Annotated in this window: 24 protein-coding genes; 10 read left to right on the top strand and 14 right to left on the bottom strand. The window is 69.5% G+C overall.

Annotation, left to right across the window (positions count from 1 at the left end; genetic code table 11):
• The first annotated feature begins 46 nt into the window (after positions 1 to 46).
• The 6 genes from BSE24067_RS26940 (at position 47) to BSE24067_RS26915 (ending at position 5,748) form a co-directional block, all read left to right on the top strand.
• A complete protein-coding gene (locus BSE24067_RS26940; protein ID WP_170297546.1) occupies positions 47 to 199 on the top strand; it encodes a hypothetical protein in 153 nt (50 codons plus the stop codon).
• A 683-nt stretch (positions 200 to 882) separates the two neighbouring features.
• Positions 883 to 1,389, top strand: coding sequence for a Csu type fimbrial protein (locus tag BSE24067_RS26935; protein WP_151067464.1), 507 nt, complete (start codon positions 883 to 885; stop codon positions 1,387 to 1,389).
• Between the two features lie 93 nt (positions 1,390 to 1,482).
• The gene (locus tag BSE24067_RS26930; RefSeq protein WP_151067476.1) at positions 1,483 to 2,235 is read left to right on the top strand and encodes a fimbrial biogenesis chaperone; all 753 of its coding nucleotides are present in this window, start codon (positions 1,483 to 1,485) and stop codon (positions 2,233 to 2,235) included.
• Between the two features lie 25 nt (positions 2,236 to 2,260).
• Positions 2,261 to 4,567, top strand: a complete 2,307-nt coding sequence (locus BSE24067_RS26925; RefSeq protein WP_244130475.1) for a fimbria/pilus outer membrane usher protein — start codon at positions 2,261 to 2,263, stop codon at positions 4,565 to 4,567.
• Entirely contained in the window at positions 4,564 to 5,079 is a 516-nt protein-coding gene (locus BSE24067_RS26920; protein WP_151067466.1) for a Csu type fimbrial protein, read from the top strand. Before BSE24067_RS26925 ends, BSE24067_RS26920 begins: the two co-directional genes overlap by 4 nt.
• A gap of 72 nt (positions 5,080 to 5,151) precedes the next feature.
• Positions 5,152 to 5,748 (top strand): hypothetical protein, encoded by a 597-nt coding sequence (locus BSE24067_RS26915; protein ID WP_174904909.1) that lies wholly within the window; start codon positions 5,152 to 5,154, stop codon positions 5,746 to 5,748.
• A gap of 27 nt (positions 5,749 to 5,775) precedes the next feature.
• Here the strand turns inward: BSE24067_RS26915 and BSE24067_RS26910 are convergent, their stop codons facing one another.
• The 13 genes from BSE24067_RS26910 to flgB form a co-directional block, all read right to left on the bottom strand.
• Positions 5,776 to 7,080 (bottom strand): solute carrier family 23 protein, encoded by a 1,305-nt coding sequence (locus tag BSE24067_RS26910; protein WP_151068765.1) that lies wholly within the window; start codon positions 7,078 to 7,080, stop codon positions 5,776 to 5,778.
• 292 nt (positions 7,081 to 7,372) lie between these two features.
• A complete protein-coding gene (gene flgL, locus BSE24067_RS26905) occupies positions 7,373 to 8,614 on the bottom strand; it encodes a flagellar hook-associated protein FlgL (protein WP_151067115.1) in 1,242 nt (413 codons plus the stop codon).
• A 22-nt stretch (positions 8,615 to 8,636) separates the two neighbouring features.
• Positions 8,637 to 10,634: a flagellar hook-associated protein FlgK gene (gene flgK / locus BSE24067_RS26900; protein ID WP_151067114.1), complete on the bottom strand. Its 1,998-nt coding sequence runs from the start codon at positions 10,632 to 10,634 to the stop codon at positions 8,637 to 8,639.
• 191 nt (positions 10,635 to 10,825) lie between these two features.
• Positions 10,826 to 11,581, bottom strand: a complete 756-nt coding sequence (locus tag BSE24067_RS26895; RefSeq protein ID WP_151067113.1) for a flagellar brake protein — start codon at positions 11,579 to 11,581, stop codon at positions 10,826 to 10,828.
• Between the two features lie 234 nt (positions 11,582 to 11,815).
• Positions 11,816 to 12,799, bottom strand: coding sequence for a flagellar assembly peptidoglycan hydrolase FlgJ (gene flgJ, locus BSE24067_RS26890; RefSeq protein ID WP_151067112.1), 984 nt, complete (start codon positions 12,797 to 12,799; stop codon positions 11,816 to 11,818).
• Positions 12,800 to 13,975, bottom strand: a complete 1,176-nt coding sequence (locus tag BSE24067_RS26885; protein WP_244130474.1) for a flagellar basal body P-ring protein FlgI — start codon at positions 13,973 to 13,975, stop codon at positions 12,800 to 12,802.
• On the bottom strand, positions 13,975 to 14,664 hold the full coding sequence (gene flgH, locus BSE24067_RS26880; protein WP_151067110.1) for a flagellar basal body L-ring protein FlgH: 690 nt from the start codon (positions 14,662 to 14,664) through the stop codon (positions 13,975 to 13,977). The genes BSE24067_RS26885 and flgH overlap by 1 nt, the downstream gene beginning before the upstream one ends.
• Positions 14,665 to 14,684: 20 nt before the next feature.
• A complete protein-coding gene (flgG, locus tag BSE24067_RS26875) occupies positions 14,685 to 15,473 on the bottom strand; it encodes a flagellar basal-body rod protein FlgG (RefSeq protein ID WP_006485706.1) in 789 nt (262 codons plus the stop codon).
• A gap of 35 nt (positions 15,474 to 15,508) precedes the next feature.
• Positions 15,509 to 16,267, bottom strand: coding sequence for a flagellar basal-body rod protein FlgF (gene flgF, locus BSE24067_RS26870; RefSeq protein WP_151067109.1), 759 nt, complete (start codon positions 16,265 to 16,267; stop codon positions 15,509 to 15,511).
• Positions 16,268 to 16,287: 20 nt separating this feature from the next.
• Positions 16,288 to 17,529: a flagellar hook protein FlgE gene (gene flgE, locus BSE24067_RS26865; protein WP_151067108.1), complete on the bottom strand. Its 1,242-nt coding sequence runs from the start codon at positions 17,527 to 17,529 to the stop codon at positions 16,288 to 16,290.
• Positions 17,530 to 17,557: 28 nt separating this feature from the next.
• Positions 17,558 to 18,301, bottom strand: coding sequence for a flagellar hook assembly protein FlgD (locus BSE24067_RS26860; RefSeq protein ID WP_151067107.1), 744 nt, complete (start codon positions 18,299 to 18,301; stop codon positions 17,558 to 17,560).
• A gap of 62 nt (positions 18,302 to 18,363) precedes the next feature.
• Positions 18,364 to 18,789: a flagellar basal body rod protein FlgC gene (gene flgC, locus BSE24067_RS26855; protein ID WP_040142404.1), complete on the bottom strand. Its 426-nt coding sequence runs from the start codon at positions 18,787 to 18,789 to the stop codon at positions 18,364 to 18,366.
• Between the two features lie 36 nt (positions 18,790 to 18,825).
• Positions 18,826 to 19,314: a flagellar basal body rod protein FlgB gene (gene flgB / locus BSE24067_RS26850; protein ID WP_151067106.1), complete on the bottom strand. Its 489-nt coding sequence runs from the start codon at positions 19,312 to 19,314 to the stop codon at positions 18,826 to 18,828.
• A gap of 205 nt (positions 19,315 to 19,519) precedes the next feature.
• Between flgB and flgA the strand changes: the two genes are divergently transcribed.
• The 3 genes from flgA (at position 19,520) to BSE24067_RS26835 (ending at position 21,856) form a co-directional block, all read left to right on the top strand.
• Complete coding sequence (flgA, locus tag BSE24067_RS26845; RefSeq protein WP_174904907.1) at positions 19,520 to 20,881, top strand: flagellar basal body P-ring formation chaperone FlgA; 1,362 nt, start codon at positions 19,520 to 19,522, stop codon at positions 20,879 to 20,881.
• Between the two features lie 119 nt (positions 20,882 to 21,000).
• Entirely contained in the window at positions 21,001 to 21,330 is a 330-nt protein-coding gene (gene flgM, locus BSE24067_RS26840; RefSeq protein WP_151067105.1) for a flagellar biosynthesis anti-sigma factor FlgM, read from the top strand.
• Positions 21,331 to 21,415: 85 nt separating this feature from the next.
• Positions 21,416 to 21,856 carry a flagella synthesis protein FlgN gene (locus BSE24067_RS26835; protein WP_151067104.1) on the top strand — a complete coding sequence of 147 codons (441 nt, stop codon included), beginning with the start codon at positions 21,416 to 21,418 and terminating at the stop codon, positions 21,854 to 21,856.
• A gap of 77 nt (positions 21,857 to 21,933) precedes the next feature.
• Here BSE24067_RS26835 and BSE24067_RS26830 read toward each other — a convergent pair whose 3' ends face one another.
• Positions 21,934 to 23,784, bottom strand: coding sequence for a M24 family metallopeptidase (locus BSE24067_RS26830; protein WP_151067103.1), 1,851 nt, complete (start codon positions 23,782 to 23,784; stop codon positions 21,934 to 21,936).
• Between the two features lie 451 nt (positions 23,785 to 24,235).
• Here BSE24067_RS26830 and BSE24067_RS26825 point away from each other — a divergent pair.
• On the top strand, positions 24,236 to 24,978 hold a 743-nt coding region (locus BSE24067_RS26825), incomplete at its 3' end, for a helix-turn-helix domain-containing protein (RefSeq protein WP_254600365.1).

Below are 24,978 nucleotides of genomic sequence, written 5' to 3'. Positions count from 1 at the left end.
GGCGCCGCCGGCATCTGATCGAAACGGCCGCGCGCATGTTGCACGAATGAAACCGATCGCCATGCGGCGCGTGCGATTCCACTGCGGAATCGCCGTCACGCACACGCCGCGAATCCGGCGTCATCCCGCCACCGCGCGCCAGCCGGGCGAGCGGCCGGCCGGCGTCGCCGCGTCGCGCCGCATCGCGTTGCACGACTGAAACATTTCGGCATGCGCACCGTCGCCCCGCGGCCGCGCGACGACCGCCGAGCCCCTGTTTGCACGGACCTCCGCGCGCTGGCCCGTTGCTTGCTGATGCAGCGGTGCAGACAACGACGCTGCACGAGCGAGCGGCTCGATGCAGGCGACAAACAATCATCAAGCGGGTCGGGGAAATCATGTCGAATCTCATATCGGCCGTCACACGGCTGCTGTCCTGTCTCACTGCGCCCGTCGCGCATTCATCGATGCCGGCGGCACGGCCTCGCGCCGTCGCCGTCCGATGCGCGCGCACGGCCCACCCCGTCCCCCGAAGTCACGACACGCCGATCCGATAGGCGAATCCCGGGAGTCCCTCGCCGCGCGCATCCGCGCCGCGCCCGTTCGTGCGTTCGTGCCATTCGCCCGGCAGTGCCGCCGGCGCCCCGCCGCATGCCGACGCGCCCGCACGCGGCGTGCCGCTACCGCGAAGGCCGTACGCGCCGCCGCGCCGCGCATCGCGGCGGCCAGGGCCCCCGGACGCCGTTCCGACTCCGCATCACGACACAAAGGAGGTGCCCGCCCAGCAAGCGACCCGACTCCGACGCATCCAGAAGACCCTCGCGCATCCGGACGATCGAGACGCCGTCCCGAACGGCTCGTCGCACCGGCCGCACATTCCAGCTTTGAAGGGAGAAACGCATCATGAAGCAGTCCGTACTCACCTTGGCGGCGCTTGCCGCATCGCTCGCCTGCGCGGCCGTCCCGGCATCGGCCGCACAGACGAGCACGACCTTCGGCGTGTCCGCCACCGTCAACGCAACCTGCCTGATCGACTCGGCCGGCGCGCTGACCTTCCCCGCCTATACGCCGGGCACCGGCGATCAATCGGCGCAGTCCGCGATCACCGTGCGCTGCACGAACGGCACGAACTTCAACATCGGCCTGAATGCGGGCACGACGGCCGGCGCCACGGTCGCCAATCGCATCATGACGAGCGGCTCGAACCAGCTCAACTACTCGCTGTACCAGGATTCGAACCGCACGGTCGTGTGGGGCAACACGCCGCCGACCGATACCGTCAACGGCACCGGCCAGGGGATGGCGATGGCGCAGGCGATCACCAAGACCGTGTACGGCAAGGTGCCCGACCAGCCCAATGCAGTGCCGGGCAGCTATGCGGACACGGTGACGGTCACCGTGACGTTTTAGTGCCGCACGGAGGGCGCGCGGCAGCCATGCGCGCGCCCTCCCGACCGGCCGCCGTCGAGCATCCCGCAGCGCATCCCAGGAGGTGGATCCGTGATGAAACCGAACGTGTGCAAACTCGCGACCTGGCTCGCGGCCGCGACGCTCGCCGCCGCCTGCGCCGACACCCAGGCCACCGACTTCACCGTGTCGCCCGTGCGCGTCGAGCTGTCGGCCGCGCAGCGCAGCGTCGCGCTCACGGTGCGCAACGAGTCGCCCGACCAGCCCGTGATCGTCCAGCTGCGCACCGTTGCGTGGTCGCAGAACGCGGGCGACGACGTCTATGCGTCGACCGGCGACCTGATCGCCGCGCCGCCGATGTTCACGATCGCGCCCGGCAGTGCGCAGGTCGTGCGCGTCGGCCTGCGGCATCCGCCCGCCGCGGACCGCGAGACCAGCTACCGGCTCTATCTGCAGGAGATTCCGCCCGCGCCGAAGCCCGGCTTCACCGGCGTGCAGATCGCGCTGGAAATGAGCCTGCCGATCTTCGTGAAGCCGGCCGCCGACACCGCCCCGCGGCTGCGCTGGAGCGCGGAACCGCGGCCGGGCGGCGCGGGCATGGTCGCCTTGCGCGTGACCAACGACGGCACCGCGCATGCGCAGGTGGCGAACCTCGCCCTCTTCGCGCCGGGCAGCGATCGCCCCGTCGCCACGCACGCGGAATTCGCGTACGTATTGCCCGGCCAGTCGCGCGAACTGATGTTCAAGCCCGGCGCCGGCGCCGCGCCGGCCGTTGCCGCCGGCATGCACCTGATCGGCTACTCCGATGCGGGCGACATCGATTCGACGGTCGCGCCGAGCGCGCGCTGACGCGGCGCTGCTGATCGCGATTCTCATGAGCGCGCAGACCACACTCGCGGAAGAGCGTCTCGTCGCGGCACCGGCGGCCGCGGCCGCCGCCGCGCAGGCGTCGCGCGGCGCGGCGGGCGGCCCGGCCGAGCTGCTGTACCAGATCGACATCAACCGCCAGGGCCTCGACGAAACCGCGCTGCTGATCAAGGCGGCCGACGGCTTCTACGTGTCCGCCGACGACCTGAAGCGCTGGCGGCTCAGGCAGCCGGACGTCGCGCCGCTCGCCGGCAGCGACACGCCGTACTACCCGCTGAAGGCGATCGCGGGGCTCACGTACACCGTCGACGAACAGAACCTGACGATGGCGATCAGCGCCCCGGCGCAAGCGTTCGTCGGCGCGACGTTCGATGAAGCCGAGCGGCGCCGCGTGCCGGCGGTCGAGCCGGGCATCGGCGGCTTCTTCAACTACGACCTGCTCGCCGAACAGGCCGCTGGCCAGACGCACGGGTCCGGGCTGTTCGAACTCGGCTTCTTCAACCGCTTCGGCGTCGGCGTCGGCACGTTCCTCGCGGACGAATCGGGCCCGACGCGCCGTCTGACCCGCCTCGAAACCACGTGGACGACCGACCTGCCCGGCCACCTCGCGAGCCTGCGCATCGGCGACGCGATCAGCCGCGCGGGCATGTGGGGCCGCGCGATCCGCTTCGGCGGCATCCAGTACGCGACCAATTTCGCGACGCAGCCGGGGCTCGTCACGATCCCGCTGCAGGGCGTGAGCGGACAGGCCGTGCTGCCTTCGACGGTCGACGTCTATGTGAACAACGCGCTGACGTCGACGCGCGAAGTCGCCCCCGGTCCGTTCGCGATCAACAACGTGCCGGTGGTGACCGGCCAGGGCGACGTGCGCGTCGTCGTGCGCGACGTGATGGGCCGCGAGCAGGTGATCACGCAGTCGTTCTACGCGAGCGCGAATCTGCTGAAGCAAGGCATGCAGGATTTCTCGTACGAGATCGGCAAGGAACGGCGCGATTTCGGGCTGGCGAGCAACGACTACGGGCACTGGTTCGCCAGCGCGACGCACCGGATCGGCCTGACCGACCGGTTCACCGGCGAGATCCACGCGGAAGCCGAAGCGTCGCGGCAGAACCTCGGCGTCGGCGGCGTCGTGCTGGCCGGACCGCTCGGCGTCGTCGACGCGTCGGCGGCGGCGAGCCATAGTACCGGCGGCGCCGGTGCGCTCGCGACGATCGGCGCGCAAAGCCAGGCCGGCGTCGTCGACATCGGCGCGCATGCGCAATGGGCGACGCCGCATTTCGCGCAGATCGGGCTCGAGCCGGGCAGGCTCGCGCCGAAGCTGCTGACGAGCGTCAACGTCGGCGTCGGGATGGGCCGCTTCGGCTCGCTCGGGCTCGCGCACGTGTTTCTCGACGACCGGGACGGCTACAAGACCCAGTTGCTGTCGCTCAGCTACAGCGTGCAGCTGGGGCGCTTCGGCTTCGCCAACGTCAGCGTCAGCAAGCCGCTGAGCGGCGCGGGCGCGACGATCGTCGGCGTCGCGTGGACGATCCCGGTCGACAACCGCACCAGCGCATCGGTCACGATGACGCACCAGCAGGGCGGCACCGAAATGCTCGCGCAACTGCAGCGCAGCCTGCCGGTCGGCGAAGGCTTCGGCTACTCGCTGCAGGCCGGCAACGACACGCAGGATGCGAGCGCGACGCTGCAGACGCGCACCGGCACCTACAGCGTCGAGGCAGCCGCGTATCGCGGCCGCGCCGGCGTGCGCGCCAACGTCGCGGGCGGCGTCGCGTTCGTCGACGGCACCGCGCGCCTGTCGCGGCAGATCACCGACAGCTTCGCGCTCGTCAAGGTGCCGGGCTTCGCCAACGTCGGCATCCTCGCGGACAACCAGCTCGTCGCGCACACCGACGCGAGCGGCGTCGCGCTGCTGCCGCGGTTGCGCGCATACGAAAACAACCCGATCTCGATCGAGCAGGCCGACCTGCCGTTCGACGCGACGATCGGCACGCTGAAGCTCGACGCAGTGCCCTACTTCCGCAGCGGCATGGCGCTCGTGTTCCCGATCACGCGCTCGCGCGGCGCGATGCTGACGCTCGATCTCGAGAACGGCGCGCACCTGCCGGCTGGCGCGATCGTCACGATCGCCGGGCAGAAGGACGCGTTTCCGGTCGGCCGCGACGGCGTCGTCTACGTCACCGGACTGTCGGAACAGAACCATCTGCATGCCGCGTGGCGCGACCGGCAGTGCGACGCGACCGTGCGCTTTCCCGCCGGCGACGATCCGCTGCCCGACCTCGGCACCCATCTTTGCAAGGGAGTCACACCATGAGACATCGAAAGCATGCCGAACGGCCGGCGCGACTCGCACGCGTGCGCACGGCAGCCGCGGCGTTCGCGGCGCTGTCGGCCGGTGCGGCCGCGCTGGTCGCGCCTTCCGTGCGCGCGGCGACGACCTGCACGATGAATGCACCGTCGTCGATGGTGTTCGGCACGTACGACACGATCAACGCGGCCACGTCCGCCGTCACGATCTCGGTCAACTGCAGCGGCAGCGGCAACGCGACGCCGACGGTCACGGCGAGCGCGGGCGGGGGCACCTTCGCGAACCGGCTGATGACACGCACCGGCGACACGCGCACGCTCGGCTACAACCTGTATCTCGACAGTGCGCACACGTCGATCTGGGGCGACGGCACGAGCGGCACGTCGGCGATTTCGTGGGGCAAGATCACGGGCGCCGGCGCGTTCAGCGCGACCGTATACGGGCTGATCCGCGGCGGCCAGAACGCGGTGCCGGGCAGCTATGCGGACCACAACATCACGATCCTGTTCAACTACTAGGCGTGCGGCCGGCGCACGCGCCGTGCGTGCCGCCATCGACCGCCATCACGGACTCGGACAACGGGGGCAGACATGAATCGAACCCAGACAGCGAGCGCCGCCGCAGCGCGGTGCGCCCGACGCGGACAGGCCGGCGCCGGATCTGTCGCGCTTGCGCGCGGCGCCGGCCGCGCGCGCCGGCTGCGGGTCGCGCTGACCGCGCTGGCCGCGCTCTCGATCGCGCTCGGCGGCGCGGCGCCCGGCTCGAGCGCCGCGAAGCAGGTTAGCCGGTCGGTGCAGGTCGGGACGACCGTCCAGGCGTATGCACGGCTCAATGCGGCCAATCCGGCCCGGCTCGTGATCGCGAACAAGGACACGAGCATCGGCTACCTGGCCGTGCCGAACGCGAACAATCCGTCCGGGACGACGCTGGCGGTCCAGACCAACGACCGCGCCGGCTACACCGTGCGCGTGCAGGTTGCCGCCGCGAGCCTGTCGCAATTCAGTTCGATCGAGATCACCGGCTTCGGCGGCAAGGTGGTGCTGCCGGGAACGGGCGGCACGATCAACGTGCCGTATACGGCGCTGAACACGACGTTTACGCTGACCTATCGTTTCGTGTTCGCGCCGAAGGCGAAGGACGGGACCTTTGCATGGCCGCTCACGTTTTCGGTGCAGCCGAATCCGTGACGCGGGTGCCGGCGGCCCCGCCTCGCCTCACACCACCGGCCCCGGCTCCTTCTCCTTGCGCAGGATCGCGTACAGGATGATCGCGCCGAACGTCGCGGTGCCGATCCCGCCGAGCCCGAAGCCGCCGAACTTCAGCGAGAAGTCGCCGGCGCCGAGCACCAGCGTGACGGCCGCGACGATCAGGTTGCGGTTGTCGGAGAAGTCGACCTTGTTGACGCCCCAGATCCGCGCGCCCGTCACAGCGATCAGCCCGAACACGACGATCGACACACCGCCGAGCACCGGGCCCGGAATCGTCTGGATCACCGCGCCGAACTTCGGCGAGAAGCCGAGCCCGATCGCGATCAGCGCGGCGACCGCGAACACCAGCGTCGAATAGATTCGCGTGACGGCCATCACGCCGATGTTCTCCGCGTAGGTCGTCACGCCCGTGCCGCCGACGCTGCCGGACACGATCGTCGCGAGCCCGTCGCCGATGAACGCGCGGCCGACGTAGCGGTCGAGATTGGTGCCCGTCATCGCGCTGACGGCCTTGATGTGGCCGAGGTTCTCCGCGACCAGGATCACCGCGATCGGCGCAAGCATCAGCATCGCGTGCGGATCGAACACCGGCGCGCGGAAACCCGGCACGCCGAACCACGCGGCTTGCGCGACGATGCCGAAGTCGATCGGCTTGCCGAGCCCCATCCCGTTGGTCGCGATCGCGTAGATCACGTACGCGATCACGAGCCCGACGAGGATCAACAGGCGCTGCACCATCCCGCGCGCGAACACCGCGACGCCGCCGACGCACAGCACCGTGACGAGCGCCATCACGGAATCGAAGGTCGACGCCGACACGCCCTTGACCGCGATCGGCGCGAGGTTCAGCCCGATCACCGCGACCACCGCGCCGGTGACGACGGGCGGCATCAGCGTCTCGATCCAGCGCGTGCCGATTGCCTGCACCAGCGCGCCGAGCGCGACGTACACGACGCCGCACGCGATGATCCCGCCGAGCGCGACCGGGATGTTCGGGTTCGGGCCGCTGCCGCCGTAGCCCGTGACCGCGATCACGAGGCCGATGAACGCGAAGCTCGAGCCGAGGTAGCTCGGCACGCGGCCGCCGACCAGCACGAAGAACAGCAGCGTGCCGACGCCCGACATGAAGATGCACAGGTTCGGATCGAAGCCCATCAGCAGCGGCGCGAGCACGGTCGAGCCGAACATCGCGACGACGTGCTGCACGCCCATCGCGACCATCTGCGGCCACGCGAGGCGTTCGTCGGGGCCGACCACGCGCGCGGCGCCGGTCGATTGCACGCGCCAGCGCGGGAAGTAGGAATCGGACATGGGGAAAGGGGCTCCTGTCGGTCGCCGGCCGCGGACGGTGCGCCGGTCTGGAAACTGGCGCGAGTTTACGGAGCGGAAATGGGGCTGGCAAGCGCGGCGCGCCCGGACACGGCCGTGCGCGGCCAGCGGGCATCGTGCGGCGCGATCGTGCGCGCCGGGTGGCGGTGGCGGCGCGGGGCGCGGGGCGCGGGGCGCGGGGCGTGCGGGATGCGGCGTGCGACATGCGCGCGGCGCCGGCCTGCGCTCGCCGCGACGTAAGCGGACGCTCACATCGCGGCGGGCGCCGCGGACATCACGGGTTGATGTACTGGAACAGCGACAGGTTCTGCAACTGCACGTACGCCTTCTGCGCGCCGGTCAGCGCGTTCTGCACCTGCAGGTACTGGCTGATCGTCGTGACCATGTTCGTGCTGGTCAGGTCCGTCAGGTTGCTGGTGGTCTGCAGCGACGCGGTCTGGTTGACGGCCTGCATCGCCTTCACTTCCTGCTCGCGGCCGCCGACGGACGCCTGGATCGTCGTCACGTTGCGCATCGTGTTGCCGACCTTGATCGAGCCGGTCATCATCGCGTTCGTCAGCGACGCGGCCGCTACAGGGTTGCCGGTCACGGGCGTCTTCAGCGCCGCGATCATCGAGTCGAGCGTCGAGAAGATGTCCGCGCCGCCGCTCGCCTGCGGGCCGGGCGTCACCGCGAACGTATCGCCGGCGCTCGGCGTGCCCGATACGGCCACCGTCATGCCGCCGCCGAGCGCGATCGACGCGCCCGGCGTGTATGCCTGCGCGGGCGTCGTGGTCGGCGGGTTGGCCGTGCTGTCGGTGACCGTGTAGGTCGGCGCGGCGGCCGTACCGCCGAACGTGATCGAGAAATGGTGGCCGTTGGTCGCCGCGGACGGGTCCGTCACCGTGACCGCAGTGATCGTGCCGGTGCCGGCGTTGCCGGCGCCGGCCGACGGCACCGGCGCGCTGCCGAGCGACGGCACCGACATGAACACCGCCGAACCGGTGTCGCCTTGCGACACGCTGCTCGAATCGGCGATCTGCACCTCGCGCGTGCCCGAGTCGCCGACGTAGCTGACGCTGCCGTTCGGGCTGCTCGTGAACGGCGCCGACGAATTGTTCAGGCCGGCGAACAGGTAGTTGCCGGCGCCGTCGTTCGAGTTCGCGAGCGTCATCAACTGGTCGCGATAGCCTTGCAGCTGCGTCGCGAGCGCCGCGCGGTCGCTGTCGGCGAGCGAGCCGTCGCCGGCGCGCACGACGAGCGTCTGCACGCTCGTCAGCACGCCGCTCACGCTCTGCAGCGCCTGGTCCTCGGCCTGCAGCGACGCGAGCGCGGCGCTCTGGTTGGTCGCGTACTGCGACAGCGTCGCGGACGTCATCGACAGCTGCACGGCCTGCGCGGCGCCGACCGGGTTGTCGGCGGGCGTCTGCAGGCTCGTGCCGCTCGAAATCTGCTGGTACAGCTGCGCGAGCTGCGCCTGCTGATCGTTCATCTGCGCAACGTTCAGCTGGAAGAACTGGGCGCTGGAAATTCGCATCGCTTCTATCCCTCGAATCCGGTCAGTTGAACAGGCCGAGCACGGTCTGGAACAGCGTCGCCGCCGTCTGGATCACTTTCGCGTTCGCCTGGTAAAGCTGCTGGTACTGCATCAGGTTCGCCGCTTCCTCGTTCTGGTTCACGCCCGACACCGACTGCTGCGCGCTCGTGATCTGGCCGACGAGCGACGTCTGCGCGGCGCTCGACGACTTCAGCTGGCTCGCCGTGTTGCCGATCGCGTTCACGTAGTTCGCATACGCGCCGGTCAACGTCGTCGTGCCGCCGCCGAGCGCCTTCGCGGTGACGAGCTGCGACAACGCTTGTGCGTTGGAGCCGTCGCTCGTGCCGCCCGCGTACGGTCCGATCGTGAACGTGTCGCCATCCGACGGCGCGCCGGACAGCGTGACCGTCACGCCGTTCATCACGCCCGCCGGCGCCGGCTGCGTGGTGCTGTTGATCGTCAGCTTCGCGCCGGCCGACGCGTTGTACGGCACGCTGTCGGTCGGGCTCGTGATCGTCACCGAGGTCGGCGGGGTGCCCGCGATCGTCACCGTGGTGCCGGCCGGGAAGCCCGACAGCGACTGCGACGCCGCGTCGTAGGTCAGCTTGGTCGGCGTCGCCGGCACCTGGTAGCCGGCGCTCACCGCGCCCTGCGCGATCTTGCCCGTGCCGAGGTTGGTGCTCGATGCCGCGGCGACCACCGGCGACGCGGCCGCGATCGCGGAGCCGCTCGTGGTCGCGAGGCCGAAGCCGGTCAGCGCGCCGCGCGTCGGTAGCACGGTGAACTGGTCGCCGGCATTCATCGCGCCGGACGAGAACGAGAAGTTCAGCCCGCCGATCGACGCCGGCATCGAGGTCGACTGGCCGACCACCGACCCGCTCGCGCGGTCGGTCAGCGTGTAGTTCGTGCCGTCGTACGACAGCGTGTAGTCGCTCGTCGTGGGCTGCGACGCATTCGCGAACGACACGGACAGCGCCGCGTTGCCCGTATTGCCCTGATTCGAATAGACGGCCGGGCTCGCCACCGTGAACAGGTTGCCGCCCGGCTTGCCCGACAGATCGACGCCGAGCGCGTTCTGCGCGTTCACCTGCGCGGCGAAGCTGGTCGCGAGCGCGCCGAGTTGCGCCTGCGCCGGGTCGAGCGTCTGGTTGCGGAACGCAAGGAGGCCGCCGAGCGTGCCGCCCGACAGCGACGTGTCCGGCAGCGCCTGGTTCGGGCCCGGCGGGTTCGCGCCGGCGACCCCCTGCGACACGACGGTCAGCTCGCTCGGATCGGACGACGACGTGACGGTCGCGAGCTGGTAGCTCTTGTCGGCGACGACGAGCGGCTGGCCGCCCGCGAGGAACACGCTGTAGCCGCTGTCGTTGCGCACGACCTGCACGCCGGCGAGGCTCGACAGGTTCGACACCGCGAGGTCGCGCTGGTCCATCAGCTGGTTCGGCGGCTGTCCCTGGCTGCTCGCCGCGGCGATCTGCTGGTTCAGTTGCGCGATCTGCGCGGTGTACGTGTTGATCTGCGACACGGTGCTGGTGAGCTGCGTGTTCACGCTCTGGCGCAGCGCATCGTATTGCTGGCCGGCCGCCTTCAGCTGGTCGCCGAGAATCTGCGCGTTGCTGATCGCGGTCTGCCGGACCGACGGATCGGACGCGTTGTTCGCGACGTTCTGCAGCCCGGTGAAATAGCTGGTGATCGCGGTCGAGATGCCGGCCGTCGGGCTGCCGACGTAGTTGTTCAGCTGCGCGACGAGCGAATACCACGTCGACAGCGCGCCGCCCTGCGACTGCGCGCTGTTCAGCTGGTCGCTCAGGTACTGGCTGTACTGCCGCTGCACGGTGACGGTGTTCACGCCCTGCGGCATGTAGCCGCTCGACGTGTACTGGCCGCTCGCCTCGGCGTAGACGGGGCGCTCGACCGAATAGCCGGGCGTCGCGGCGTTGCTGATGTTCTGGCCGGTCGTCGTGAGGCCCCAGAGCGCGGCATTGAGGCCGCTGACGCCGAGGTTCATGAGTGTGTTGGACATGCGCGATCCTGATGAGCCGGCCGCGCTGCGGCCGCCGGGTTGCGTGACTCCCGGTATAACGGCCGCGGATCGAAAAAATTGAGGAAAAAATGCGCGTGCGGCGCGCATGCGTGCGTCGCCCGCCGGGCGCCCCGGCAGCCCGTGCCGGCACCGGTGCGCGAGCGGCCCCCGGCGGGGCCGCCGAGGGTGCGTCAGGCCCGCGCGAGCGAGCGGCGCTTCATCTCCAGCTGCGTGATCAGGCGCTGCAGCGTGTTCTCCGCCGCGCCGGGCAGCGACATGAAGCGAAAGCCGAGCTGGTAGCGCCGCGAACCGTTCGGCATCTGCGTCGAGCGCTGCGACACGAGGCGCAGGTCGAGCGACAGCTTGCCGTGGCCGGTCAGTTCGAGCTCGACTTCCGGCAGCAGCGTGCCGACCTCGAGCGCCTCGACGCGTTCATCGGCCGTGCGCAGCCCGACGCCGCCGAGCGACAGGTTGTGCACCTCGAACACGAAGCCGTCGCCGTCCGGCAGCTTGCCGCGGCACAGGAACGGATCGACGATCGGCGCATCGACGCGGAAGTACTCGCGGCGCTGGATGCACATCAGCACGTCGGGAAAATCGGCGACGAACGCGGGCAGCCCTTCATAGCGCGTCTCGCGCGGCGCGCCGGTCGTGAATTCGACGCGCACGCCTTCCGGCGCGGCCGCGAACGTGCAGTGCGACGCGGCGAGGATGCTGGCGTTCTGCTCGGACAACGCGCCCCAGTCGAACGTGAACGTGCGCGCGCCGACGTCGACCTCGAGCAGGCGCGTGACGAGCTGGCCGCCCGGATACTGGACGGTCAGGAAGTCGCCGCGATTCACGAGGTTGCGCAACTGCACGCCGATCTCGAGCGGATTGCGGCGGGCGTAGTCGGGCCCGGAATGACCGGCATCCAGGCTCGGATCGGTCGACGTTTCGATATTCATGGCTAGCCGGTCTTCTTGTCATGGGCGCCCGGATGACCGGTGCGCAATAAAACCGGGCCAGAACATGACCCGGTTGCGGTCTCACACACTTAGCGGCAGTGCTCACCGAAAGTTTAGATCGAATTGCGGATATTTTTCGCGCAAACGTTGAAACCGCGCGCGGCGCAAGCCGGGCGCGGTCCGTAAGACTGTCAACAAGGGCGGCTGCCGGGCCCGTGCCGGCCCGCTGCTCCGTCAGCCGATCTGCTGCATGATCGAGATCAGCTTCTTCGCGTAATTCGGGTCGGTCGCGTAGCCGGCCTTCTGCATCCCGTGCGCGAAACCCTCGACGCTGCGGCTCGCGCTGAGCACGCCCGCGTAGCGCGGGTTGTTCTTCAGCAGATTCGCATAGTCGGTCATCGCGTGCTCGTACGAATCGTACGCGCGGAACTTCGCGACGACGCGCCGCGGCGTGCCGTTCACGTATTCGGTCGTCAGCGCCGACACCGTGCGGCCGGTCCAGCCCTTGTTCGCCTTGATGCCGAACACGTTGTAGCTCGTCGAGCCGTCGCTCGCGCGGATCTCGCGCTTGCCCCAGCCCGATTCGAGTGCGGCCTGGCCGACGATGAAGCGCGCCGGGATTCCGGTGGTCGCGCTCGCCGCCTGCGCGGCGCCGGCGAGCCGGTCGACGAACGCGTCGGCGTCCTGCACGCCGCTCGCGCCCTTCACCGGCGGCGTCAGCGCGCTGCCGGCCGAGTAGCCGCGGGCGCCTGCGAGCGCGCCGTTGTTCGCCGCGTTCGCGTAGGCCTTCGCCATCGCGTTCATCGCGGCGAGGCTGCCTTCGTTGCCCGACGCGCCGAAGCCCGCCGCGCCGAGCCCGGCCGCGCCGGCGTCGGCTGCCGTGTCGCCGCCCGCGCCCTGCCCCGCGTTGCGCAGCAGCTGCTTCATCAGCGCGTCGGCGACGCCGATCCCGCGCTTCGACATCTGCTGCGCGAGCTGCTGGTCGAGCATCGACGTGTACATCTTCGACGTGTGCGAATCGAGCAGCCCGCCGTCGGGCGATGCGTCGCGCATGCTCTTGAGCATCATCTGCGTGAACATCGCGTCGAACTGGCCGGCCACCGCCTTCGCGCCGGCCTGCGGCGACTGCTTCGCCTGCGCGCGCAGCGCATCGAACCCCTGCACGTCGAGCGCGAAGCGCTGCGTGAGGTCGTTTGCATTGGGAAGGTTCGACGCCATTTAGATGATCTCCAGATCGGCGCGCAGCGCGCCGGCCGCCTTCATCGCCTGCAGGATCGACATCAGGTCCGCCGGCGTCGCGCCGAGCGTGTTCAGCGCCTTCACGACGTCGGCGAGGTTCGCGCCGGCCGTCACCATCTTCAGCGCGCCGTTGTCCTGCTTCAGCTGGATCTGCGACTGCTGCGCGACCACCGTCTGCCCGTTCGAGAACGGCCCCGGCTGCGACACCACCGGCTGCGTGTTGACGACCACCGACAGGTTGCCGTGCGCGACCGCGCAGCTTTGCAGCGTGACCATCTGGTTCATCACGATCGAGCCGGTGCGCGCGTTCAGGATCACCTTCGCGGCGGCCTTGTCCGGGCTCACGTCGAGGTTCTGCAGCCGCGCCATGAATGCGACCTGCTGCGCGGAGTCCGCCGGCGCGGCGAGCTGGATCGTGCGGCCGTCGAGCGCCGTCGCGGTGCCCGGGCCGAAGCTCGAATTCACCGCCGACACGATACGCTGCGCGGTGCCGTAGTCCATGTCGTTCAATTGCAGCTGCAGCACGCCGTTCATCTGCGCGATCGCGTTCGGCACCGAACGCTCGACGATCGCGCCGCCGACGATCCGGCCGGCCGCGAGCTGGTTCACCTGCACGCGGCTGCCGTTCGCGCTCGCGCCCGCGCCGCCGACGGCCATGTTGCCCTGCGCGAGCGCATACACCTGCCCGTCCGCGCCCTTCAGCGGCGTGAGCAGCAGCGTGCCGCCGCGCAGGCTCTTCGCGTTGCCGAGCGACGACACGGTCACGTCGAGCGCCTCGCCCGGCCGCGCGAACGGCGGCAGCGTGGCCGTCACCATCACGGCCGCGACGTTCTTCAGCTGCATGTTGTTCAGCGACGACGGGCCGCCGTTCGCCGAACCGTTGTTGATCGAGATGCCGAGGTTCGCGAGCATGTTCGCGAGCGTCTGCGTCGTGAACGGCGTCTGCATCGTCTGGTCGCCGGTGCCGTCGAGACCGACGACGAGGCCATAGCCGATCAGCGGGTTGTCGCGCACGCCCTGGATCTGCGCGAGGTCCTTCAGGCGCTCCGCGTGCGCGGGCGCGGCGGCCAGCGCGCCCGCGGCCAGCACGAACGCGGCGGCGAGCGCACGGCACGCGCGCAGCGGCAGGTGGTGGAAAAGAGGCTGCATCGTCATCACCACGGTGCGATGTTGAGGAAGAAGCGCTGCAGCCAGCCCATCGTCTCGGCTTCGTTGATGTAGCCCTTCGACGAGTATTCGATCTTCGCGTCGGCGACCTGGGTCGAGTAGACGGAGTTCGCACCCGAGATCGTGTTCGGGTTGACGACGCCCGAGAAGCGCACGAACTCGTTGCCCTGGTTGATCAGCATCTGCTTCTCGCCGCTGACGACGAGGTTGCCGTTCGGCAGCACATTGGTGACGGTCACCGTGATCGTGCCGTTGAACGTATTCGCGGCGCTCGCGCCGCCGGTGGCCGCGAACTTGTTCGCGCCGGCCGCCGACAGGTTCGCCTTCGCGAACAGCCCGCCGAGGAAGCCGGCCGTCGGCACGCTGAAGTCGGTGTTGCCCTGCCGGTTCGTGTTCGCGCCCGACGACTTCGTCGCGTTGATGTTCTCCGCGATCATGATCGTCAGGATGTCGCCGACGTTGCGCGGCCGCTGATCCTCGAACAGCGGCCGGCCCGCGTAGCCCGGGTTGTAGATCGAGCCCGGCGCCTGCATCGACATCGGCACCGGCGGCTGCGCCGTCATCGGCTGCTGGATGATCGGGTCGCGCGGAATCTGCGCGCATCCGGCGAGCGCGGCCACCGCGACCGCGCACGCGGCGCGGACGGAGGCTGACGGGAGGAGGCGAACCTGCTTCATGGCGACGACGGGTGTTCCGGTTAGCTCTTCATCTGCGTGACGGTCTGCAGCATCTGGTCGGACGTCGTCACGGCCTTGCTGTTGATCTCGTACGCGCGCTGCGTCTGAATCATGTTGACGAGCTCCTGCACGACGTTCACGTTCGACGCCTCGACATAGCCCTGGTTGAGCACGCCCGCACCGTTCAGGCCCGGCTGCGACACGTTCGGCGCGCCCGACGACGTCGTCTCGGCGAACAGGTTCTCGCCCTTCGCCTCGAGGCCGGCCGGGTTGATGAAGGTCGCGATCTGCAGCGAACCGATCTGCACCGCGTTGCTCGAGCCCGGCTGCGTGACCGACACGACGCCGTCCTTGCCGATCGTCAGCGACTGCGCGTTCTGCGGCACCGTGATCGCCGGCAGCACCTGGTAGCCGCTCGACGTGACGAGTTGGCCCTGCGCGTTGGTCTGGAACGAGCCGTCGCGCGTGTACGCGTTCGTGCCGTCCGGCATCAGCACCTGGAAGAAGCCCGCGCCGTTGATCGCGACGTCCTTCGAGTTGCCCGTCTGCGTGAGGCCGCCCTGCGTGTACAGGCGCTCGGTCGCGACCTGCTGCACGCCGGTGCCGAGCTGCAGGCCCGACGGCAGTTCCGTCTGCTGCGTCGAGTTCGCGCCCGGCTGGCGGATCGTCTGGTAAAGCAGATCCTCGAACACCGCGCGCGACGCCTTGAAGCCGTTCGTGCTGGTGTTCGCGAGGTTGTTCGAGATCACGTCCATCTGCGCCTGCTGCGCATTCATGCCGGTGGCGGCAATGTAGAGCGATCGGTTCATGTTGAATCTTCTCCTGGTAGCGAGGGCCTGGCCGCTCAGCTGAAGTTGAGCAGCTGGTTCGCCGACTGCTCGTTCTGGTCGGCCGTCTGGATCAGCTTCGACTGCAGCTGGAACGCCCGTGCGTTGTCGATCATCGCGACCATCGCGGTCACCGGATTCACGTTGCTGCCTTCGAGCGAATTCGGCGTGACGACCACGGTCGGGTCGGCGTCGGCCGGATTGCCGTCGGCGGTGCGGAACAGCCCGTCGTTGCCGCGCGTGAGCGTGGCCGGGTCGGGGTTCACGAGCTTCATCTGGTCGACGATCGCGACGGCGGTGGGCGGGTCGCCCGGCATCAGCGCGGACACCGTGCCGTCCTTGCCGATCGTCACTTCCGCGTTCGGCGGCACCGAGATCGGGCCGCCGTTGCCGAGCACCGGCAGGTTGCTCGCGTTGACGAGCTGGCCGTTCTCGTCGACGTGCAGGTTGCCGGCGCGCGTGTATGCCTCGCCGCCGTCGGCCGTCTGCACCGACAGCCAGCCGGCGCCCTGCACCGCGACGTCGAGCGGGTTGCCGGTGCGCGTGATCGGACCCGGCGCGTAGTCCGCGCCCGGCGTCGACGCGAGCACGTAGGTGCGCGTCGTCGTCGGGTCGACGTTGCTGCCGTCGCCGAAATTCATCGGCACCGCGCGGTAGGTCGCGAGCTGCGCGCGAAAGCCCGTCGTCGATGCGTTCGCGAGGTTGTTCGCGACGATCGCCTGCTGGTCGAGCGACTGCGACGCGCCCGTCATCGCCGTGTAGATCAGTCGGTCCATGGCTGCCGGTTATCCGCGCGTTACAGGTTGATCAGCGTCTGGTCGACGGTCTGCTGCGTCTTGATCGTCTGCGCGTTCGCCTGGTAGTTGCGCTGCGCGGTGATCAGGTTGACGAGCTGCGACGTCAGGTCGACGTTCGAGTTCTCGAGCGCGCTGCCCTGCAGCGTGCCGTGGTTCGTGCTGCCCGGCGCGGAGATCTGCGGGACGCCCGACGCGGCCGTCTCGGCATACTGGTTGCCGCCGAGGCTGATCAGCCCGTTCGGGTTGTTGAAGTTGGCGATCGCGATCTGCCCGAGCACCGCCGTCTGGCCGTTCGAGTAGTTGCCCGTCAGCTTGCCGTCCGGGCCGATCGAGAAGGTCGTCAGCGTGCCGCTCGCGTAGCCGTCCTGCGCGAGGTTGTTCACGCCGTCCTTGCCGCCGTACTGCGTGGTGCCGGTCAGGTCGAGCGTGAGGCTCTGCGGCGTCGTCGAGCCGTCGGTGGTCGGCACGGTGAACTGGAACTGGCCGACCGACGCGGTTGGCGTGGTCGAGCCCGGCAGCGTCGTGCTCTTGATCGCGCCCGACGAATCGAACGTGACCGTGCCGAGGTCGGTGGTCGTGCCGCCCTGCACGCCCGCGTACGCTTCCCACGTGCCGGCCGCGGACTTCACGAAGTACATGTTGACCGGCTGCGAGCCGCCGAGCGAGTCGTACACCTGGATCGACGTCGAGTAGTTGTACGTCGTGGTGTCGGTCGCGTTGAACGGCGTCTTCGTCGGTACCGTGTCCTGCGAGTTCAGGTTGAACTGGGCCGTGATCTTGGTCGTCGCGGTCGGCGCGATGTTGGTCGTCGGCGCCTGCAGCGGCACCGTCTGCGCGGTGCTGATCACGCCGTTCTTGTCGGCGGCGTAGCCCATCAGGTTCGCGCCCGCCGAGTTGACGATGAAGCCGTTCTTGTCGCGCTGGAACGTGCCGTCGCGCGAGTACGTCGTCACGCCGTTGTTCGACATCTGGAAGAAGCCGTTGCCGTTGATCGCGACGTCGAGCGACGAGTTCGTCGTGTTGATCGTGCCCTGGCCGAACTGCTTCTGCACCGACGCGAGATTCGTGCCGATCCCGATCTGCGTGTTCACCGACGTCGCGATCGAGTTCGCGTACATGTCGGAGAACTGCGCGGTGCTCGACTTGAAGCCGACCGTGTTCGCGTTCGCGATGTTGTTGCCGATCACGTCGAGCGCGTTCGATGCGCCGGCGAGGCCGCTCAAACCCTGTTGATAACCCATTTCGGTCTCCGTTTGCGAGAAAGCTGGATCAGTTGGTGGTGGTGGTGCCGCCGGACGACGACGCGGTGTTCGGGAAAATCGACGCGACCTGGGTCAGCCCCACGGTCGAGCCGTTCGACAGCACGAGCCCCGCCGTGCCGTCGGCCTGCTTGATCACGCTCTGCACCGTCGCGGCCGTGAGCACGGTCGGCGCGTACGTCTTGCCGTCGCTGCCCGTGTACTGCGCGCTCACGGTGTACGTGCCGTCCGGCAGCGTGTTGCCGGCCGCGTCCGTTGGCGTCCAGTTGAACGGCACCGTGCCGGCCGACTGCTTGCCCGCGTTGATCGTGTTGACGACGGCGCCCGCCTTGTTCTTCACGGTGATCGTCAGGTTCGACACGTCGCTCGTGAGCGACACGCCGAACGGCGATGCCGCGCCGCCCTTCACCCCGACGCTGTTGCCCGGCGCGAGCACGTTCGTGCCGATCAGCAGCGCGGCCTGCGTCTGCTGGCCGGCCGCGAGCTGCGTCGACAGCGACGAGAGCGACGTGTTCAGCTGCGCGATGCCGCTGACCGTGTTGATCTGCGCGAGCTGCGACGTCATCTGCGAGCTGTCGACCGGGCTCGTCGGATCCTGGTTCTGCAGCTGCGTGACGAGCAGCTTCAGGAACGTCGCCTGCAGGTCGCTCGCCGACGTGCCGGTCGTCGACACGTTGTTGGTGTTCATCGTGTCGGTCGGCAGGGTCGACACGTTGGTGCCGTTGCTGCCGATCGTCGTGGTGGAGGATGTCATCCTGGGTGGCCTTGGGTCGGAACTGTCGGGTCTATCGAGTCTGTTGCGTCGTTCGGCGCGGGTTACGAGCCGATCGTCAGCGTCTTCAGCATCAGCGTCTTCGCGGTGTTCAGCGTCTCGACGTTGGCCTGGTACGAGCGCGACGCCGAAATCATGTTCACCATTTCCTGCACCGGATCGACGTTCGGCATCTGCACGTAGCCGTTCGCGTCGGCGGCCGGGTTCGCCGGGTCGTAGGTCGACTTCATCGGCGACGGATCGTCGACGACCTTGGTCACGCGCACGCCGCCGACGCCCTGGCCGGACGCGGTGCGCGCGCCGCCGATCGGGTCGGTCGCGAACACGACCTGCTTGGCCTTGTACGGCTTGCCGTCAGGGCCGGTCGCGCTGTCGGCGTTCGCGAGGTTCGACGCGGTGACGTTCAGCCGCTGCGATTGCGCGGACAGCGCCGAACCGGCGACGCCGAAGATGTTCATCAACGAGGGCATGGAGGCTCCTTGTTCGGGTGCGCAAGCGCCGCGCGCTTACGAGTTCGTCGAGATCGCGGCGATCATCGCCTTGATCTGCTGGGTCATCACGGTCATCCCGGTTTCGTAGTGCAGCGCGTTGTTCGCGAACTGCACGCGCTCGACGTCGAGATCGACCGTGTTGCCGTCGAGCGACGGTTGCAGCGGCATCCGGTACTGCGCGCGACCGTAGTCGTCGCTCGGGCCGCCGGTCGGAATCAGCTTCGCGGTGCCGGCCATGTGGCCCGGCGCGGTCGACACCATCGTCATCCCGCTCGTCACGCCGGCCGGCTGCGCCATCGGCAGTTGCGCGGCGTTGCTCGGCGCGAGCGCGCCGCCCGTCTGCTTCAGCGAGCGCGCGAGAGTCGACGCGAAGTCGACGTCACGGGCCTGGTAGCCCGGCGTGTCGGCGTTCGCGATGTTCGACGACAGCAGTTCCTGCCGATAGGCGCGCACGTCGAGCGCCTGTCGGCCGAACGCGAATTCGGCATCGAGTTTGTCCAGCATGTGTGCGTCTCTCCGTATGAAGCGCTGCACGCCCGTCGCGCCGGGTGGCGGCCCGAGGGGCTTTTTTCCATGACAGCGATGGTAGGCGGCGCATGCAACCGGCAATCGGACGAATAACGCGGCAAAGGCCCCCTCTATTCATCGTTTGCGCGACGGCCCGGCTCCCTAGAATGCGAATCGGATCAACGGCTTCGAGGACACGGCAATGGCACGCAGCGCACTTCGCGAATACGCCGGACGCGGCACGCGCCTGCGCCGTGCGTTTGCGCTCGCGGCCGCGTTGTGGGCCGCGGCGCCGGCCGCGCACGCGGACGACGGGATGATCGTGATTCCAGGCCGCGGCGAGACGGCCGAGACCGCGCTCGCGCATGCGAACGCAGCGAGCGGCGAGCAGTTCGGCGGGAAGGCGGGTGCGGTTCGGGACACGGGTGGTGCGGGCGGCATGGCGGGTGCGCCTGGTATCGCTGCGGGCGGTGCTTCCGGGATGGCCGGCGCAATCGGCGTAGCGGCGGCCGGTGCTTCCGGTATGGCGGATACGGCCGGGGTCGCGGCAGCCGGTGCTTCCGGCATGGCCAGCGCGACCAGCGCGGGCGGCGGTTCCCGCTGGGCCGGCGTGGCCGCCGGCGCCTCCGCGGCGCAGCCGGCCGGATCGATGGTGGTCACGAGCGTTCCGGCGCCTGCGTCCGTTCCGGCTCCGGTGCCTCGCCCCGTCCATGCAGCAGCCCGCGCGAACGCCGCGAACAGCGGTTACGGCGCGCCGCGCGCCGCCGATCCCGCTGGTGTCGCAACCGTCGTTGCAGGCACCGGTACGGCCGACGCCTCGTCGAATCCTGCACGGCAGACGCTTGCCGCACGCATGGCCGCGGCACGCGCCGTGTCGGCCACGCCGGTCGCGCGTGCACCGGCGCCCGCCGCCACGTCCGCGGCGCAGCAGACACAGCCCGGCCAGCAAGACCCCGAGTCGATCCGGCGTACGGCGCTCGCGTTCCTGCAGCAGCAGATCGCCGGCCTGCCGGGCAAGACGACCGCAACGGTCGCGGCCGCGTTTCCGCGCGGGCTCGCCGCGTGCACGACGCTCGAGCCGTTCCTGCCGACCGGCGCGCGCCTGTGGGGCCGCACGACCGTCGGCGTGCGCTGCGCGGGCGAGCGGCCGTGGACCGTCTACCTGCAGGCGAAGGTGACGGTTCAGGCCACCTATTACGTTGCCGCGCGGCAGATCACGCCCGGCGAGCCGCTGACCGCCGCCGACCTCGTCGCGCGCGACGGCGACCTGACGGTGCTGCCGCTCGCGGTGATCACCGATCCCGCGCAGGCGGTCGGCGCGACGGCGCTGGCCCGGATCGCGGCTGGGCTGCCGCTGCGCCAGGACATGCTGAAGAGCGCGGCGTCGGTGTCGGCCGGCCAGACGGTGCGCGTCGTCGCGGCCGGGCCCGGCTTCACGATCTCGGCCGAGGGCAGCGCGCTCGCGAACGCGGCGCCGGGCCAGTCGGTGCGGGTGAGGATGGCCGCCGGGCAGATCGTCACGGCCGTCGTCAAGGACGCGGGGACCGTGGAAATTCCACTGTAGGGACGGATTACGCCGCCAGATTGTAAAGAATTGTTTCTTCGGAGAATTTCAGGAGCACGGTGCTAAAGTTCGGGCCGACCCGGCCGTTATCTGGGTCATACCGTCCAGGAAAACCCATCGTGAAGATCGATTCCACTCCGAACCCGAGCCCACTCGCGCCGACCGGCAACGGCGCGGCCCGCGCGCAATCCGGCGCGGCTTCGTCGACGTCCGCACCGGCGGCCGACGCAGGATCGACCGGCGACACGACCGTGAACCTGTCGGGTCTGTCCGGCCAGTTGCGTTCGGCGTCGGCTTCCGGCAGCGCCGACATCGACACGGCCCTCGTCCAGTCGATCAAGGACGCGCTGAACAACGGCACGCTGACGATCGACGTGAACAAGATCGCCGACGGCGTATTGAATACCGCCCGCGACCTGCTGCAACAGCAGCGCTCGCAGGGCAACTGAGCCGGCCTGGGGCCCGTCACGCCCTGACCGGTCCCCTGGTTTGCCGGCATGCGCACACGCATGCCGGCGCGACGAGCATGACGCGATGAGAGAAGAGCTGCTGGCCACGGTCAACGACGAACACGCGACGATCGAAGCGTTCGCGTCCCTGCTCGCCTACGAGGAAAAGGCGCTGACGACGCCGGAGCCGCTTGAAATGCTGCCCGGCATCGTCGAGAAGAAAAGCGAGCTGATCGACCGGCTCGCGCAACTCGAGCGCACGCGCGACACGCAGTTGTCGGCGCTCGGATTTCCGGCCGGCAAGAAAGGCATGGATCTGGCCGCAGAGCGCGACGCGCGCCTCGCCGGCCGCTGGCAACTGCTGCTGCAGGCCGCCGAACGCGCGCGCCAGGCCAACGCGACCAACGGGATGCTGATCCGGATCCGGATGGACTACAACGAGCGCGCGCTCGCGGTGCTGCGCTCGGCGCCCGCGCCGGCCGGCGTCTACGGGCCCGACGGGCGCGTGTCGGCGCTGATGCGCTGAAGCGCTGAAACGCCGACGTATCGATGCAGTGATGTAGCGGCCGCGCGGCTCTGCCGCGGCCGCGCCCCTTCCCCGCCCTACAGCAGCGGACACGCGGTAACGTGCGTGCCGCGTTCCATACAAAGCCGTTCGTAGTCGCGCAGGTATGCGCGCTCGTCGTCGTCCAGCAGGTCGACGTCGATCAGGTCCCAGTCGTAGCCGACCGTCACGAGGTTCTCGAACGCGACGGTGTCCGATTCCTCGTCGTCCGCGCGGACGATCACGATGTTCTCGATCCGCACGCCGCCCTTGCCCGGCACGTAGATGCCCGGCTCGACCGAAATCACCGCGTTCGGCACCAGCCCGTACGTCGCGCCAGGCGCGAAGCGCACGCCGCCCTCGTGCACGTGGATCCCGACGCCGTGGCCGGTGCCGTGGCCGAAATCGTAGCCGTGGTCGCGGCACACCTGCCGCACGGCCGCATCGACGTCGCCGCCCGTCGCCGTTTTCGGGAAGCGCGTGACGAGCCCCTTGATGCACGCCTTCAGCGCGACCGTGTAGATCTCGCGCTGCCACGGCTGCGCGACCGTGTCCGGCCGCGTGCGGCGCAGCACGACGCGCGTGCAGTCCGTCGCGAAGCCCGCGTCGTAGTAAGCGCCGCTGTCGAGCAACACGAGCTCGCCTTCGGTCAGCTCGACGTCGGCGCTCGCGGCCGTGTAGTGCGCGAACGCGCTGTTCGCGCCGTTCGCGGCGATCGACGGGAACGTCAGCGCGACCGCCGAGCGCGCGCCGTACGCGTCGTTGATCGCGCGCGCCAGGTCGTATTCCGTATCGCGCCGCCCCGGCTCGCCCGCCTTCGCCCAGCGCATCGTCTCGGCGATCGCGGCCGAACTGCGCGCGAACGCGTCGCGGAACTGCTCGAGCACCGCCGGCGTCTTGCCGGCGCGCAGCGCCTCGACCGGGTTGAAATCGGCGTGGCGCGCGTGCGGCCACACGCGGCTCACCGATTCGGCGAGCGCGCAGTTGACCGATTCGAACCCGTAGCACACGTGGTCGACCGCGAACTGCGCGAGGAATCGCTCCAGTTCGGCAATGTCGCGCCGGATCACGTGCAGCGCCGGATACGAGGTCAGTTCGACCGGGCACCGGTCGCAGCCTTCCGGCAGGAACAGCACGACTTGCTCGCCGATCGCGAACAGGAAGCCGAGGTGCGACGACGTATTCGGGATGTGATAGCCGCGGCTGTTCAGCAAATACGCGAGATCGTCCGACGCGCACGTGCAGAACGCGGTCTTGCCGGGCGCCGCGCCCGTGTGCGCGGCGAGCCGCCGGTTCAGCGCGTCGACGTTCTGCGCGACGCTCGCGCCGGTCATCGTCTCCGGCAGCTCGAAGATCGGCCGCTCGACCACCCAGCCGGGCAGCGCGATCGCGCGATCGATCTCGCGCTCCGCGAGGCGCGTCCAGTCGAGCGTCGCGGCCCGCGTCTGCGCGAGCAGCCGGTCGCGCTGCGCGACGCTGATCCGCAGCGCATCGTAGCCGACCCGCGCGAGCCGGCTCGCATGCGCGAGCAGCCAGTCGGCGAGCGCCTGCCAGATCGTCACGTTCATGCCGAGCTTCTCGATGCGCACGCGCGCCGGGTCGCACTGCTGCTCGGCCTGCAGGTGATAGCGGCCGTCGACGAACAGCACGAACGGCGGCACGCCGAGCGCGTGCGCGGTCGCCGCGCTCAGGAAGATCCCGCAGCCGGCCGAGCCATCGAAGCCCGATACCGCGTAGCGCGGGTTGTTGCGGCTCGGCAGGTATTCGGTGATGTATTCGTCCTGCGACGTGATCACGACCGCGTCGAGCCGCGCGGCGTCGAGCAGACGCGACAGGCCGGCCTGCGTGTCGGCGACGGACGCGTGATACGGGGGAAGGCCGGAGAAGCTGTATTTCAGTCGATCGATCATCGGGTACCCGTCATGTGTTGTCGTCGGCGGCCGGCGGCATCGCGCGCCCGCAGCGGCACGCCGCGCGTGCGTGGACGACGCACGGGCCGGCCGGCAGCCGGGCCGTGACGCCGATCCAGCGGCCGGCTCTCGGTAAAATTTTTGTCTCACTTAACTTTGTTTGATGCGCGACAGAATCTAGAGCACGCGCAAATTGAGGTCAAGCCAAAATTTTCGTAGCGCTAAAATTACCGATGCGGCCCGGGACGGCGGCGCGCGAAGGTGGTGCCGGAAGCCGGCGCGGCCATGCGGGGCGCCGGGGTGCCGCGGCACCCCGGCGGCACCCCGCGGTACAATGCGCCGGCATCGTCGGTCCGGCGGCCGCGGCCCGATCCGATTCGCGGCCCGCGACGTCCCGCCGGCTGCCCCGCCCCTGCGCTCGCCTTCCGGTTCGTTGCCACCAAAGAGATTCATGGATTCAGACATCATGCGTATCGGCCAGCGCATCCGCCGCCTGCGCCGGGACGCGAAGAAGACGCTGCTGGAAGTCGCGACCGAAGCGAATCTGTCGGTCGGCTTCCTGTCCCAGGTCGAGCGCCATCTGACGGGCATCTCGCTGTCATCGCTCGTGAACGTCGCGAAGGCGCTCGACGTGCCGCTCGGCGCGCTGATCGACCAGCCGCGCCAGGCGCAGCCCGACTCGCATGCTGGCCGCCGCGAGACGTACGCGGTCGACGCCGCGTCGCAGTGGTACGAGCGGCTGTCGACGACCTTCGACGGCAGTCAGATCAATGCGCTCAAGGTCCGCATGATGGAGGGCTATCGTTCGGAATGGGTCGCGCACGGCGGCGACGAGTTCGTGTACGTGCTGACCGGCCGCGTGTGCTACACGATCGGCAAGAAGGATTACCCGCTGTCGCCCGGCGACTCGCTGCACTTCGATGCGAGAAAGCGCCATCGCGTCGCGAACGTCGGCGACGGGCCCGCGGAATTGATCGCGGTCGGCACGCTGCCGCTGTTCGGCGACGACTGCGCCGAGCTCGGATCCGCGGCGATGAAGATGAGGCTGCTCGCGCGCGATGCGGGCGCGACGCCGGGCGAGCCGCGCGTGAGCCGCCGCGAACCGGCGCCGAAGCGCGAACGCCGGGCGGACGGGGAAGCGTCCACCGATGCGCCGCGGCCCGCCGACACGCCGGTTCGCGCGGCGGCCGAGCC

The sequence above is a fragment of the Burkholderia latens genome (genome assembly GCF_902499045.1).
Lineage (GTDB): Bacteria > Pseudomonadota > Gammaproteobacteria > Burkholderiales > Burkholderiaceae > Burkholderia > Burkholderia latens.
This window is presented reverse-complemented; position numbering and strand designations above follow the sequence as displayed.

Coding starts and splice junctions, on each gene's coding strand:
- BSE24067_RS26940 (WP_170297546.1), top strand. CDS start 47: ATGAAACCGATCGCCATGCGGCGCGTGCGATTCCACTGCGGAATCGCC.
- BSE24067_RS26935 (WP_151067464.1), top strand. CDS start 883: ATGAAGCAGTCCGTACTCACCTTGGCGGCGCTTGCCGCATCGCTCGCC.
- BSE24067_RS26930 (WP_151067476.1), top strand. CDS start 1,483: ATGAAACCGAACGTGTGCAAACTCGCGACCTGGCTCGCGGCCGCGACG.
- BSE24067_RS26925 (WP_244130475.1), top strand. CDS start 2,261: ATGAGCGCGCAGACCACACTCGCGGAAGAGCGTCTCGTCGCGGCACCG.
- BSE24067_RS26920 (WP_151067466.1), top strand. CDS start 4,564: ATGAGACATCGAAAGCATGCCGAACGGCCGGCGCGACTCGCACGCGTG.
- BSE24067_RS26915 (WP_174904909.1), top strand. CDS start 5,152: ATGAATCGAACCCAGACAGCGAGCGCCGCCGCAGCGCGGTGCGCCCGA.
- BSE24067_RS26910 (WP_151068765.1), bottom strand. CDS start 7,080: ATGTCCGATTCCTACTTCCCGCGCTGGCGCGTGCAATCGACCGGCGCC.
- flgL (WP_151067115.1), bottom strand. CDS start 8,614: ATGCGAATTTCCAGCGCCCAGTTCTTCCAGCTGAACGTTGCGCAGATG.
- flgK (WP_151067114.1), bottom strand. CDS start 10,634: ATGTCCAACACACTCATGAACCTCGGCGTCAGCGGCCTCAATGCCGCG.
- BSE24067_RS26895 (WP_151067113.1), bottom strand. CDS start 11,581: ATGAATATCGAAACGTCGACCGATCCGAGCCTGGATGCCGGTCATTCC.
- flgJ (WP_151067112.1), bottom strand. CDS start 12,799: ATGGCGTCGAACCTTCCCAATGCAAACGACCTCACGCAGCGCTTCGCG.
- BSE24067_RS26885 (WP_244130474.1), bottom strand. CDS start 13,975: ATGACGATGCAGCCTCTTTTCCACCACCTGCCGCTGCGCGCGTGCCGT.
- flgH (WP_151067110.1), bottom strand. CDS start 14,664: ATGAAGCAGGTTCGCCTCCTCCCGTCAGCCTCCGTCCGCGCCGCGTGC.
- flgG (WP_006485706.1), bottom strand. CDS start 15,473: ATGAACCGATCGCTCTACATTGCCGCCACCGGCATGAATGCGCAGCAG.
- flgF (WP_151067109.1), bottom strand. CDS start 16,267: ATGGACCGACTGATCTACACGGCGATGACGGGCGCGTCGCAGTCGCTC.
- flgE (WP_151067108.1), bottom strand. CDS start 17,529: ATGGGTTATCAACAGGGTTTGAGCGGCCTCGCCGGCGCATCGAACGCG.
- BSE24067_RS26860 (WP_151067107.1), bottom strand. CDS start 18,301: ATGACATCCTCCACCACGACGATCGGCAGCAACGGCACCAACGTGTCG.
- flgC (WP_040142404.1), bottom strand. CDS start 18,789: ATGCCCTCGTTGATGAACATCTTCGGCGTCGCCGGTTCGGCGCTGTCC.
- flgB (WP_151067106.1), bottom strand. CDS start 19,314: ATGCTGGACAAACTCGATGCCGAATTCGCGTTCGGCCGACAGGCGCTC.
- flgA (WP_174904907.1), top strand. CDS start 19,520: ATGGCACGCAGCGCACTTCGCGAATACGCCGGACGCGGCACGCGCCTG.
- BSE24067_RS26835 (WP_151067104.1), top strand. CDS start 21,416: ATGAGAGAAGAGCTGCTGGCCACGGTCAACGACGAACACGCGACGATC.
- BSE24067_RS26830 (WP_151067103.1), bottom strand. CDS start 23,784: ATGATCGATCGACTGAAATACAGCTTCTCCGGCCTTCCCCCGTATCAC.